General features: G+C 38.3%; 13 protein-coding genes. 3 read left to right on the top strand and 10 right to left on the bottom strand.

All coding sequences use genetic code 11. From position 1 onward, the window contains the following. Positions 1-217: 217 nt before the first annotated feature. Positions 218-748 carry an inorganic diphosphatase gene (locus KP710_RS04215; protein ID WP_005630160.1) on the bottom strand — a complete coding sequence of 177 codons (531 nt, stop codon included), beginning with the start codon at positions 746-748 and terminating at the stop codon, positions 218-220. Positions 749-981: 233 nt separating this feature from the next. Here KP710_RS04215 and KP710_RS04210 point away from each other — a divergent pair, with 233 nt between their 5' ends. Then, complete coding sequence (locus KP710_RS04210; RefSeq protein ID WP_111407547.1) at positions 982-2,301, top strand: NCS2 family permease; 1,320 nt, start codon at positions 982-984, stop codon at positions 2,299-2,301. Positions 2,302-2,365: 64 nt separating this feature from the next. Here the strand turns inward: KP710_RS04210 and xseA are convergent, their stop codons facing one another. Genes xseA through KP710_RS04195 form a run of 3 tightly spaced genes read right to left on the bottom strand, consistent with a single transcriptional unit; the run spans position 2,366 to position 5,212 of the window. Further along, the gene (gene xseA, locus KP710_RS04205; RefSeq protein WP_111407546.1) at positions 2,366-3,685 is read right to left on the bottom strand and encodes an exodeoxyribonuclease VII large subunit; all 1,320 of its coding nucleotides are present in this window, start codon (positions 3,683-3,685) and stop codon (positions 2,366-2,368) included. Between the two features lies 1 nt (position 3,686). Beyond that, positions 3,687-4,901, bottom strand: a complete 1,215-nt coding sequence (locus KP710_RS04200; protein ID WP_111407545.1) for a ribosomal protein uL16 3-hydroxylase — start codon at positions 4,899-4,901, stop codon at positions 3,687-3,689. Between the two features lie 2 nt (positions 4,902-4,903). Then, entirely contained in the window at positions 4,904-5,212 is a 309-nt protein-coding gene (locus KP710_RS04195) for an RnfH family protein (RefSeq protein ID WP_111407544.1), read from the bottom strand. 86 nt (positions 5,213-5,298) lie between these two features. Here KP710_RS04195 and KP710_RS04190 point away from each other — a divergent pair, with 86 nt between their 5' ends. After that, positions 5,299-5,715 (top strand): EamA family transporter, encoded by a 417-nt coding sequence (locus KP710_RS04190; protein ID WP_111407543.1) that lies wholly within the window; start codon positions 5,299-5,301, stop codon positions 5,713-5,715. Positions 5,716-5,722: 7 nt separating this feature from the next. Beyond that, positions 5,723-6,484, top strand: coding sequence for a class I SAM-dependent methyltransferase (locus KP710_RS04185; RefSeq protein ID WP_111407542.1), 762 nt, complete (start codon positions 5,723-5,725; stop codon positions 6,482-6,484). A 53-nt stretch (positions 6,485-6,537) separates the two neighbouring features. Here KP710_RS04185 and KP710_RS04180 read toward each other — a convergent pair whose 3' ends face one another. The 6 genes from KP710_RS04180 to rlmN form a co-directional block, all read right to left on the bottom strand. Next, the gene (locus KP710_RS04180; RefSeq protein ID WP_111407541.1) at positions 6,538-7,152 is read right to left on the bottom strand and encodes a YfgM family protein; all 615 of its coding nucleotides are present in this window, start codon (positions 7,150-7,152) and stop codon (positions 6,538-6,540) included. Between the two features lie 17 nt (positions 7,153-7,169). Beyond that, on the bottom strand, positions 7,170-8,441 hold the full coding sequence (gene hisS / locus KP710_RS04175) for a histidine--tRNA ligase (protein WP_111407540.1): 1,272 nt from the start codon (positions 8,439-8,441) through the stop codon (positions 7,170-7,172). Positions 8,442-8,450: 9 nt separating this feature from the next. Continuing rightward, on the bottom strand, positions 8,451-9,557 hold the full coding sequence (gene ispG / locus KP710_RS04170) for a flavodoxin-dependent (E)-4-hydroxy-3-methylbut-2-enyl-diphosphate synthase (RefSeq protein ID WP_005630108.1): 1,107 nt from the start codon (positions 9,555-9,557) through the stop codon (positions 8,451-8,453). An 11-nt stretch (positions 9,558-9,568) separates the two neighbouring features. Beyond that, complete coding sequence (locus tag KP710_RS04165) at positions 9,569-10,480, bottom strand: RodZ domain-containing protein (RefSeq protein ID WP_215770930.1); 912 nt, start codon at positions 10,478-10,480, stop codon at positions 9,569-9,571. A 70-nt stretch (positions 10,481-10,550) separates the two neighbouring features. Continuing rightward, the gene (pilW, locus tag KP710_RS04160) at positions 10,551-11,093 is read right to left on the bottom strand and encodes a type IV pilus biogenesis/stability protein PilW (protein ID WP_215770929.1); all 543 of its coding nucleotides are present in this window, start codon (positions 11,091-11,093) and stop codon (positions 10,551-10,553) included. 100 nt (positions 11,094-11,193) lie between these two features. Further along, entirely contained in the window at positions 11,194-12,345 is a 1,152-nt protein-coding gene (gene rlmN / locus KP710_RS04155) for a dual-specificity RNA methyltransferase RlmN (protein WP_005637452.1), read from the bottom strand. Positions 12,346-12,474: the final 129 nt, after the last annotated feature.

The raw sequence follows: 12,474 nt of genomic DNA, 5'->3' as shown, positions 1-12,474 counted from the left end.
TAATACCTCAAACAAAGTAATTGACTAAATTAGTAGGTTATTTTGATTGGAATCAAAAAAAGTGTGATTAAAAAATGATTTAACCACACTTAAATGTTTAGTAATCAGATGCTTATTCAAAATTAAAATTGGAGTGATTGGCGAGATTAAAATTGGTTTGTGTAATTCTAATACAAAGAGCGGTGAAATATCACCGCTCTTTTATCTTTAAAGTTAATTAACGTTCATTCCAACGTTTAATAGACTCACGAATCACTTCTTTCGCTTCTTCTACATCGCCCCAATGCGTTACTTTCGTTGAACCTGGTTTTTTAAGCGCTTTATAGTTATTGAAGTGAAACTCAATTTGTTTAATTAAGTTTGCCGGTAAATCTGCTAATGAATTGTACGCATTTCCTGTATCACGATCATCTGCAGGAACACAAACGATTTTGTCATCCACTTCGCCATCATCAACAAATTTCATGACACCAATTACTTTAGCTTCAAGGAATACACCTGTTGCTAATGGTTGACGAGTGATTAATAACACATCTAACTCATCGCCATCTTCATCTAAAGTTTGTGGAATGAAACCATAGTTAGTTGGTTTTGCAAAAATTGCAGGCTCAACACGATCTAATTGGAATGCCGCAACTTTACGGTTCCATTCGATTTTATGGCAGCTACCTTCTGGAATTTCGTTTACTACATTGATAATACCAGCATCTACATCGCCTGGCGTTAAAATTTGATTAAAATCAGCCATTTTGTTTCCTTCATTTTATCAAGTTAAAAAACGCGACAAGTATAGCAGTTTTTCTGCTGACTCGCAGTCTCATTTGTAGAGAAAATCAGCAAATAGATTATTTCATAACTATTCATAATTTTGACCGCACTTTATCCTAAACAAAACTCACGCAAACGTTTACTTCTCATTTTTATGATGTAAAATAGCGAACCTTATTCACTTCAATTTTTCACTCAACTTTAAGGAACACTATGCCAACTTTAGAAAAAACATTTGAGCTCAAGCAACGTGGTTCAACTGTTCGTCAAGAAATTATCGCGGGTTTAACCACATTCTTAGCAATGGTTTATTCTGTAATCGTGGTACCCAATATGCTAGGTGCTGCAGGTTTTCCTGCGGAATCTGTCTTTATTGCCACCTGTTTGGTCGCAGGATTAGGATCGATCTTAATCGGCTTATGGGCAAATGCACCAATGGCAATTGGTTGTGCGATTTCTCTTACAGCTTTCACTGCATTTAGCTTAGTAATTGGTCAAAAGGTCGCCATACCTGTTGCACTAGGCGCTGTATTCTTAATGGGGATTGTGTTTACTTTAATTTCTGCTACAGGTATTCGTGCATGGATCTTGCGTAATTTACCATCCAGTATCGCTCATGGAGCCGGCATTGGTATCGGACTCTTTTTACTTTTAATTGCGGCAAATGGCGTTGGTTTAGTCGTCAGCAACCAAGCTGGCTTACCAGTAAAATTAGGCGATTTCACCTCATTCCCTGTAATGATGTCCTTAATTGGTTTAGCGCTCATTATCGGCCTTGAAAAAATGAAAATTAAAGGCGGTATTTTATGGGTAATTATCGCTATTACTATTGTAGGTTTAATTTTTGATCCAAATGTAAAATTTGGCGGAGAGATTTTTAAAATGCCAACCTTTGGTGAAAGTTCTCTTTTCCTACAATTAGACTTTATGGGCGCTCTACAACCCGCAATCTTGCCTGTGGTATTTGCTTTGGTGATGACTGCCGTATTTGATGCAACGGGCACTATTCGCGCAGTTGCAGGTCAAGCCGACTTGCTTGATAAGGATGGTCAAATTATCAATGGCGGTAAAGCTTTAACTTCAGACTCAATCAGTAGCTTATTCTCAGGTTTATTCGGTACAGCACCAGCTGCCGTTTATATTGAATCTGCAGCAGGAACAGCAGCAGGCGGTAAAACAGGTATTACTGCAATCGTTGTTGGTGTGTTATTCCTATTAATGCTTTTCTTCCAACCATTAGCTTTCTTAGTGCCTGGATACGCAACTGCCCCAGCATTAATGTATGTTGGTTTATTAATGTTAAGCAATGTAAGCAAATTAGATTTCGATGATTTCGTTGGCGCGATGAGCGGATTAATCTGCGCAGTGTTTATCGTACTTACCGCTAACATCGTAACAGGCATTATGCTAGGTTTTGCGGCATTAGTGATTGGAAGAATCGTGAGTGGCGATATTAAACGCTTAAATGTAGGGACTGTGATTATTGCAATCGTACTTGTTGCATTCTATGCAGGCGGTTGGGCACTATCATAATTAAATAACAAAAGGGAGTATCTTATTTGCTACTCCCTTTGCTTATTGATGTAAATGACAAATATTATATAACTTTACTGATAATTCTTCCGTCTTTAACTTGCGTCGTGATACATTCACCTTTCTTCACATCTTGAGTACTTATTATTGCTTTTCCTTGAGCATTTTCCGCAATGGAATAACCTCTCGCCAATACCTTCAACGGGCTTAAACCATCCAATTTTCCGCATAACGTTGCCAGTTTATTTTGACGTTCCGCCAGTTGCCGATTTACGCAAAAATTTAACCGCACTTGTAACTGCTCTAAGCGTTGTTGATGACGTTGCACTCGATATGGCAATGGATTTTGTTTCAAACGAGAAGAAAGTGCGGTGAATTTTTGTTGTGTATTTTCAAACTGACGCAACATAGCAAGTTGCAAGCGATGCGTAAGTTGTTCATTTTTCGCTTGTTGAGTGCGTAGCTGATTCTGTGGATGTTGATTGTGTAATTTTAAGATTATCTGTTTCAAACGCTGGCTTTTTCGAGTAAATAAACGATCAAATGCCATATCTAAACGTTGCTGTTGATGGCGAAGTTGTTGTAATAATTCATCTTGATTACGACTAACTAACTCAGCCGCAGCAGAAGGGGTCGGCGCACGAAGATCTGCGACAAAATCGGCAATCGTTACATCCGTTTCATGCCCCACCGCACTGATAATAGGTAAGGTTGAACGAAAAATCGCTCGCGCGACTTCTTCTTCATTAAAACACCAAAGATCTTCTAATGAACCACCACCACGGCCAACAATTAATACATCCACTTCTTGTCGCAGATTGGCAAGTTCAATCATTTGCACAATTTCTGCTGTCGCCTCTTTGCCTTGAACCGCAGTGGGATAAATAACAACTTTTAAACTTGGATCACGGCGTGCCAAAATATGCAAAATATCTTGCAATGCCGCACCTGTAGAAGAAGTAATAATCCCAACCGCTTTATTAAAGTGTGGTAGATTTTTCTTAAGATTTTGAGCAAACAATCCTTCCGCAGCTAACTTCATTTTTAATGCTTCAAACTGCTGTTGCAACAAACCTTCACCAGCTGGATGCATGGAATCAATAATAAGCTGATAATCACCACGAGGCTCATATAAACTCACATTGGCACGCACAAGCACTTGCATCCCATTTTGCGGACGAAAAGCTACACGTAAATTTTTCATGCGAAACATCGCACAACGCACCTGCGCATTTTCATCTTTCAGCGTTAAATACCAATGTCCAGACACGGGTTGCGTAAAATTGGAAATTTCACCCGTTAACCAAATTTGTGAAAAATTCCCTTCGAGCATCTGGCGCGCAGCAGAATTCAGTTGAGATACAGAATAAATATTGTCTGACATATTATTCAATTAACGCCCAACCATCATCAACCCAGTTACAAATTGAATCCAACAACAAATCCATTGAAGTTTCGGGATCTTCGGTTTCATTTACTAAATTAGATAAAAATGCCCAATCCAAACTTTCACCATCAGATAAACGTTTCAATACTTCAGTCTCAATCACATTAAGTTCATCTAACCACTCACCATTAGCATAAATTCGCAGCGGATTTTCGGTGTAAAGCAATTTACAATTGTTGTCTTGAGAAAGGAATGCCCCCTCATCTTCTAAAATTGATCGCACTTCATCAGGATCGCACATTTCATCCGACACTAATAACTCGTAACGACGAGAACTCACCGCACTTGCTACGGCTTGCTTAAACAACGCATCAAAAGCTTCTGAATGAGCCAATTTATCTAATAAAAGCTGTTTCATTGCTTGAATATTTTCATCCGCAAGTTTACCTGTTCGTTGTTCAGACTGGCTTAAACGTAGCGGCAAATCAAACTCACTTAAATTCAAATCAGGATCTTGATGACAAAAACCTTTGCTTATCCCATCAATCAAATTGCTTAAATTTGGATAACGCAAGCCAAAAGAAAAGGTTAAACAATCATCTTCAGCCACACCATAATGCGCCATGCGGGCTGGAATATAGAGAATATCGCCTGGATTCATTACTTCATCAATCACCAATTCGCCCATATCATCAAAAATTCGGATTGGCTGATTGGGTTTAAATTCGGTACTTGGATCACACCATTTACCTAATTGCCAACGACGATGGCCATATCCTTGCACCAAGAATACATCATACTCATCATAATGCTTACCAACAGAGCCACCTTTCGGCGCGTAAGACACCATAATGTCGTCACGTTGCCATTGAGGAATAAAGCCAAATTTATTCCAAAGTTGTCCTAATTCAGGCGACCATTGCTCCAAATTTTGAACTAATACCGACCATTTTTCTGGTAATTTTTGAAAATCCTTCTCGCTTAAAGGGCTAAAAAAAACTTTCCAATCATCATCAGAAAATGTCTTCACTAAACGAGCGGTAACATCTTCATTTTGCGCGAGCTCAATAATATCTTGTGGCTCAAACTGCCCAACGATTTCAGGTAAACCGTTACGAATCACAAGTGGCTTTTTCTGCCAATAATCACGTAGAAAAATTTCTGGTGTGATATGTTCAGGTAAACAAAAATCAACAGATGAAAGTGAGGTCATTTTTAAGCTCCTTTTTCTTTGTCTTTGGCTGCAGCTTGCTCTGCTGCACGTTTACGGCGAATCTCTTTCGGATCAGCAAGTAATGGACGGTAAATTTCAATACGATCGCCCTCTTTTAATACATCAGTCAATTTTATTGGACGACTGAAAATCCCAATTTTATTTGTGCTCAAATCAATCTCTGGAAATTGGCTTAAAATCCCTGATTGCGTAATCGCAGTTTGCACGGTGATTCCTTCATCAAATTGAAAAGATTTCAAATAATAACGCTCCGGCAAAGCATAAGCGATTTCAATGTTAATCTGATTCATTTTTACTTCTTCATAAAAAAAATTTCCGTTATTATAGCGGAAAAGTATAGCGAATTTTAGGGGTTGTGGGTAAATAAGGAAAGGATATGAGTTGGGTATTTTTTGCGATAGGTTCCGCATTTTTTGCAGGGCTCACGGCGATCTTAGGCAAGCTTGGTGTAGAAGGGATGAATAGTAATCTTGCCACCTTTATTCGAACTCTTGTCATTTTATTTGTGACGGCAGGCATTCTATCTGCTCGTAACGAGTGGCAATTGCCACAGCATATTGCAGTAAAACCGTTTAGTTTTCTGATTTTATCAGGTATTGCAACTGGGTTGTCTTGGCTTTGTTATTATCGCGCGCTCCAACTTGCTCCTGCCTCTTGGGTTGCACCGATTGATAAATTAAGTGTAGTTATTGCAATTATTCTAGGGGTTGTCATTTTAGGTGAGCAACTCAGCCTAAAATTAATTATCGGTAGTATTTTAATTTTATCAGGCGTGCTTGTTTTAGCGCTATAGTGAAAATATGATAAATCAAATCAGTGTTTACGATAAAGAAAATTTCTTTGAGCTTTACCAAAAGCTTCGTTCTAATCCTATTAGTTTAAATGAAGTTGTTGAGAAACCGACAATGCTTTCACTTTTGCCAGACTTACAAGGAAAAAAATTACTTGATCTTGGGTGTGGGGCTGGTGAACATTTAGCACTTTATTTATCAAGAGGCGCTAAACACGTAGTTGGAATCGATCTGTCCGCAAATATGTTAAAGCAAGCTAAAATTGATTTAGAAAAGTGCGCTGAATTTAAAGACTGTTTTTCTCTTTATCAATTACCTATGGAAAAGCTTATTGAATTACCAGAAGATAATTTTGATGTAATTACGAGTTCTTTTGCTTTTCATTATGTAAAAGAATTTCCTCAATTGTTGTCTGCAATTTTTAATAAGTTGAAAGCAAATGGTGTACTTGTTTTTTCTCAAGAACATCCTATCACGACCTGCCATAAGACGGGGGAGCGTTGGGAAAAAAATGAGAATAAACAGCAAATTGCTTACCGTTTGAATCATTATCGAGATGAAGGAGAAAGAGAACGGAGTTGGTTTAAGCAGGCTTTTAAGACTTATCATCGTACGACTGCAACGATTATTAATAATTTGATTAAAGTAGGTTTTCAAATTGAGCAAATGGAAGAACCTATGTTAGCAGATCAGGTTCAATGGCATCATGAATTTAAAGATTTACAGCATCGCCCAGTTTTGCTTTTTATACTTGCTAGGAAGGTTGTGTGATTTTGTGGCTAAAAAGATAAGAAATACCCGCATCTTGATGCGGGTATTATTTTTTAAAGATTGTTTAATTTCATTTTTGCCACTTGTTGTTCTAATTGGCTACCACTTTGTTGTGCTTGCTCAAAGCTGTTTTTAGCCGCAACTTTATCTCCTTTCACGATTTGGATATCGCCAGTTAAAATAGCTTTGCGAGCATTAAAACTTTCACCTTTCACTTGGTTTAAGGTGGTTAACGCATTATCTAATTGACCCAATTGAAATTGCACCGCACTTAGACGTAATGCAACAATGGATGTTAATACTTCATCTTGAGATTGAGTTAATGCTTGATTTAAGTTTACTTCTGCAGCTGCAAAATCTTGTTTTTCAGTCGCTTTTTTTGCTTCATCTAACAAAGCAAAGACAGCGTATGCAGTTTTGCTGTTAGCTTGCACAAATTGTTCTATATTTGCTTTTTTAGCTTGTTTATCTTGTTGTGCGGAATAGATTAACGCATCATACTGAGCAGAAGCTTGAGCGATTTGCTCTGCTTGATGCGCTTGCCAATAACGCCATCCAAACATACCACCCACACCTAGGATAAAAGCGACAATAATTGTTTTGCCATTCTCTTTCCACCAGTCTTTCAACTGGTTAATCTCTTGTTCTTCTTCAATGGAATAAGCCATGTTTTTCCCCTTTTAAATTAAAATTGAGTTTGAATGTAGTCGATTATATTCACTAAATCTAAGGTTTGCTGATCTGTGCCACCTTGCAAGTGTTTAACAACGACTTGTTTATTTTGTACTTCGCTTTCGCCGATAACTAATGCCAATGTTGCACCAGATTTATCTGCTCGTTTAAATTGTTTTTTGAAATTACCGCCAGAGCAGTGCAGCATAGTATTTAAGTGCGGTAATTCTGAGCGTACTTTTTCTGCTAATTCAAAAGCAGCTAATGTTGCACCTTCACCTTGATAAACAACATAAATATCCACCGCACTTTTCACAGGAACATCTGGATTAACTTCTTGTACCAGCAAGACTAAACGCTCTAATCCCATCGCAAATCCGATGCTTGGTGTTGCGTGTCCGCCAAGTTGTTCCACTAAACCGTCATAACGACCGCCGCCACACACTGTACCTTGTGCACCAAGGGCTGAGGTTACCCATTCAAATACAGTTTTATTGTAATAATCTAAGCCACGAACGAGTTTAGGATTAATTTCATATTGAATACCCACTGCATCTAATAATGAACATAATTGTTCAAAATGCTCACGGCTTTCATCATCTAAATAATCAAGTAATTTTGGCGCGTTATCTAATACTTTTTGTAATTCTGGATTTTTGGTATCCAAAATACGAAGCGGATTTTTTATCAAGCGATCTTTTTCTTCATCGCTCATTAAATCTTGATGGTTTTCTAAGAATCCAACTAAAGCTGAACGATAATTTGCTCGAGCTTCTAAAGAGCCAATTGAGTTAAGTTGAAGCGTAACATGTTGATCGATACCTAATGCTTTCCATAAACGATAGGTAAGCATGATTAATTCGGCATCGATTTCTGGATTTGCAATACCGAATACTTCAACGCCTGCTTGATGGAATTGACGGTAACGACCTTTTTGTGGACGTTCATGACGGAACATTGGCCCCATATACCATAAGCGTTGTTCATTGTTATAGATCCAACCGTGTTCAATGGCAGCACGCACGCAACCAGCAGTGCCTTCAGGGCGTAAGGTTAATTGTTCGTCGTTATCCCAAAATGTGTACATTTCTTTTGAAACAACATCGGTTACTTCGCCGATTGCACGCGCAAACAATGGTGTGCTTTCTACAACTGGCATACGCACTTCGGAATAACCGTAATTGTTTAATACCTGGCGTACTTGCGTTTCAATCCATTGCCATAATGGAGATTCAGTAGGGGAGCAATCGTTCATTCCGCGAATTGCTTGAATAGTTTTAGCCACGAGCTTTCCTTAAATAATTCTGTTTTTTGGATCTTGTTGTGCGACTTTAGCACGAATTTTTGCTTCTAATTGGTTAACAATATCTTCGTTATCAAAGCGTTCTTTTTGGCGTTCGCCATTAAGATAATAACCGCTTTTTTTGTTACCACCAGTTACCCCGAGATCAGATACGAGCGCTTCGCCAGGACCATTCACTACGCAACCGATAATTGATACATCCATTGGTGTAATAATATCTTCAAGGCGTTGTTCTAACGCATTTACTGTACCAATTACATCAAACTCTTGGCGAGAGCAGGTTGGGCACGCAATAAAATTAATTCCACGAGAGCGAATTCGTAAAGATTTAAGAATATCAAAGCCTACTTTAATTTCCTCTACGGGATCCGCTGCCAATGATACACGTAATGTGTCACCAATACCTTCGGCAAGTAACATGCCTAAACCTATTGCAGATTTAACCGCACCTGCACGCGCACCACCTGCCTCTGTAATCCCTAAGTGCAATGGCTGCTTGATAGATTTTGCAAGTAAACGATAAGCTTCTACCGCTAAGAATACATCAGAGGCTTTTACACTCACTTTAAATTGATCGAAATTAAGACGGTCTAGAATTTCTACATGACGTAATGCTGATTCTAATAACGCTTCTGGTGTTGGCTCGCCGTATTTTTCTTGCAGATCTTTTTCTAAAGAGCCTGCGTTTACGCCGATACGAATCGGAATATTTTTGTCACGAGCACAATCAACAACAGCACGGATGCGATCTTCACGACCAATATTGCCTGGATTGATACGTAAACAATCCACTCCATATTCTGCGACTTTTAGTGCGATACGATAGTCAAAATGAATATCTGCTACGAGCGGGACATTCACTTGCTGTTTAATTTGTTTAAATGCTTCTGCAGCATCCATTGTTGGAACAGATACGCGAACGATATCTGCACCAACACGTTCTAATGATTTAATTTGAGCAACTGTCGCCTCCACATCAGTGGTGCGAGTATTTGTCATTGATTGCACGGCAATTGGCGCATCACCACCAACTGGTACATTTCCTACATAAATTTTTGTCGATTCACGACGCTTAATGCTTGGTTGAAAAGCTGACATCTTTTTCCTTATTAAGGTTGTGAAAGTTTGAATTTTGCAATGCGACCATCCACGTTTAATGGATAATTTTCACCTTTATAGGTGATACGCACATTACTTGGTGCTCCAACAATTAATGAAAACTCATCACCATTAAAAGTTAATATTTCACCTTTTTTGTACTCTTTTTGTGCTAATACTCGGCGATTTTTATCTTTTACGCTGAGCCAGCTCGTATTATTTAAGATTTCTACAATCAAGTCTCCTTTCACAGTAGGAACTGCTGGAGAAATGGATGGATTTTCTACCGCACTTTGAGTGTCTGAAACTGATTTTTCATCGTTTTTTGTTTGTGAAACAGCATTTTCTTGTGCTATTTCTGGTAACACATTATTTGTCATTTCTACTGGTTGTGAGACAGCTGCTGTTGTTTCTGGTGCAGTTTTATTACTTTCTTCTGTCGTCACAAGAGCTGTGGCTGGCTGATTGTTTTCAGTAGAAGCAACATAGCTTTGTACTAAGTCATCACGTTCTTGATTATTTTGTTGGTAACTTTGCCACCACCAAAGTCCAGTCATGCCAAGGACTAAAATAAGTACAATGATAGATAAACGCCCGACCCAACGAGAGTGCGATGAATATTGATTTACTTCACGAGTTGAACGAGCATTTTTACTCAGATCGTTTTTATCATTTTCTGCAAATGTAATATTTTCCCATACAGAATCAGGTAAGCGTAAGAACTTGGCATAGCTACGCACATAGCCTTTTACAAAGATTGCAGGGGTAGATTTTTGAATAAATTCGTTGTTTTCAAGTTGTTGTAATATGGAGGGACGCAGCGAAATTTCTTTGGCGACGTCTTCAAGAGAAAGATTCAAGCTTTCACGTGCTTGGCGAAAAATCTCACCTGGTGAAAGTTCTTGCTCAGTTGTTGGATTCATAAATTCAATTAAATAATATGCGATAAATAAAGGCTAAATTTTAAAGTCCAACGCTTGATTTGGCAATGCTTTATTTAAAGGTATTAAATTTTTCCGCTCGTTTACTATCTGTTTGTCGCAATTTTTGTAATGCTTGTTGATAAATATCCATTTTTTGAGCGGAATAAGCACAAAGAGCCATATTTTCAAATGTATCTGCTTGATGATAATAATTAGGTGAATTCAGTGCGAGTTGAAATTGCTGCTGAGCTTGTTCAAATTGCTTTTGACGACATAAAAATGTGCCAAAATTATTATGTAAGTCTCCCTGTTGATTATTGAGTTTTAAAGCTATTTCATATTCACGATGTGCGTTCTCGATTTCCCCTTGTTGTTGATAATAATGCGCAAGCGCTGAATGCACGAGATAGTAATCTTTATCGTGTTGAAGCGCTTTATCTAAGTTGATTTTAGCGAGTTGAGGATTATTTTGTTGAAGGTAACCGAGTGCAAGTTCTACGCGAGCTTTAGCTGCTGATTGTTGATTGGAATCTTGAATGGTTGATTGAGAAACGCAAGCAGAAAAAATGAAAGGGAAAATCACCGCACTGAGTTGTTTACTTATTGTTTGCATTTTTTCTCCTTTTAACAGGGCAGGAAGAAATATTTAATATGCTTTAATTTTTATGAAAACATAGGGCATGTGAACTTGATTCATTCACATGCCTAGAATATTAATTAATTTCTGTCACCCCAATATTTTGTCCAAATTGGCGTTTCATTGCCGTACGTTTAGTACGATCGATAACATCTCCGGCTAGCTGTCCGCAAGCTGCATCAATGTCATCTCCTCGAGTTTTACGGATAATCACGGTAAAGCCATATTCCATCAAGGTTTTTTGGAAGCGGTCAATACGCGTATTCGAGCTTTTTGCATAAGGTGCTTCTGGGAACGGGTTCCACGGAATTAAATTAATTTTACAAGGCGTATTTTTTAATACTTCTGCAAGTTGATGAGCATGTTCAACGCCATCATTTACATGATCGAGCATAACATATTCAATCGTGACTTTGCCATGGTTTGCATTTGATACGCTTAAATAACGATTTACCGAGTCAATCAACATTTTGATATTATATTTTTTGTTGATTGGCACAATTTCATCACGTAATTCATCGTTTGGGGCATGTAATGAAATAGCCAAAGCCACATCGATCATTTTGCTCAAATTATCTAGTGCTGGCACGACGCCAGAAGTTGATAAAGTGACACGACGTTTTGATAAACCATAGGCAAAATCATCTAACATAATTTCCATTGCGGGAACAACGTTAGCGACATTTAACAAGGGTTCACCCATTCCCATCATTACCACATTGGTAATTGGTCTAATGCCAGTCACCCCAAAGTTGCCAATAATTTTAGAGGCTCTCCAAACTTGGCCGATAATTTCTGAAACCGTTAAATTGCGATTAAATCCTTGTTGTGCGGTTGAACAGAATGTGCAAGCTAAGGCGCAGCCCACTTGGGAAGATACACAAAGCGTAGCGCGATCTGCTTCGGGAATATACACAGTTTCAACTTGTTGTTCACCCACTTGCATTGCCCATTTTATTGTGCCATCGGCTGAACGCTGTTCAACGGCAACTTCTGGGGCTTTAATTTCTGCAACAGCTTTAAGTTTTTCTCGTAATTTTTTATTAATGTTTGTCATATTGTCGAAGTTATCTTCGCCAAAATGATAAATCCATTTTACTAACTGATCTGCTCGGAATGGTTTTTCGCCGAGTTCTTTAAAAAATTCGCGCATTTGTTGGCGCGTTAAATCCATTAGATTAATTTTTTTAGCAGGTGCATCTGATTGCACAGACAATAATTCTGACATTTTAGCCTCGTTATTACACATTGTGGCGATAGCGTTGTGTTGGTGTTTTTATCAAAAGCTCACAACGAAAAATTCGCAATTAAAAAATGAACGGCGATTGTACAGATTTGTCACCGCATAATCTAGCGG

Source organism: Haemophilus sp. SZY H35, from assembly GCF_018829705.1.
Classification (GTDB): Bacteria; Pseudomonadota; Gammaproteobacteria; order Enterobacterales; family Pasteurellaceae; genus Haemophilus; species Haemophilus haemolyticus_K.
This window is presented reverse-complemented; position numbering and strand designations above follow the sequence as displayed.

Coding starts and splice junctions, on each gene's coding strand:
- KP710_RS04215 (WP_005630160.1), bottom strand. CDS start 748: ATGGCTGATTTTAATCAAATTTTAACGCCAGGCGATGTAGATGCTGGT.
- KP710_RS04210 (WP_111407547.1), top strand. CDS start 982: ATGCCAACTTTAGAAAAAACATTTGAGCTCAAGCAACGTGGTTCAACT.
- xseA (WP_111407546.1), bottom strand. CDS start 3,685: ATGTCAGACAATATTTATTCTGTATCTCAACTGAATTCTGCTGCGCGC.
- KP710_RS04200 (WP_111407545.1), bottom strand. CDS start 4,901: ATGACCTCACTTTCATCTGTTGATTTTTGTTTACCTGAACATATCACA.
- KP710_RS04195 (WP_111407544.1), bottom strand. CDS start 5,212: ATGAATCAGATTAACATTGAAATCGCTTATGCTTTGCCGGAGCGTTAT.
- KP710_RS04190 (WP_111407543.1), top strand. CDS start 5,299: ATGAGTTGGGTATTTTTTGCGATAGGTTCCGCATTTTTTGCAGGGCTC.
- KP710_RS04185 (WP_111407542.1), top strand. CDS start 5,723: ATGATAAATCAAATCAGTGTTTACGATAAAGAAAATTTCTTTGAGCTT.
- KP710_RS04180 (WP_111407541.1), bottom strand. CDS start 7,152: ATGGCTTATTCCATTGAAGAAGAACAAGAGATTAACCAGTTGAAAGAC.
- ispG (WP_005630108.1), bottom strand. CDS start 9,557: ATGTCAGCTTTTCAACCAAGCATTAAGCGTCGTGAATCGACAAAAATT.
- KP710_RS04165 (WP_215770930.1), bottom strand. CDS start 10,480: ATGAATCCAACAACTGAGCAAGAACTTTCACCAGGTGAGATTTTTCGC.
- pilW (WP_215770929.1), bottom strand. CDS start 11,093: ATGCAAACAATAAGTAAACAACTCAGTGCGGTGATTTTCCCTTTCATT.
- rlmN (WP_005637452.1), bottom strand. CDS start 12,345: ATGTCAGAATTATTGTCTGTGCAATCAGATGCACCTGCTAAAAAAATT.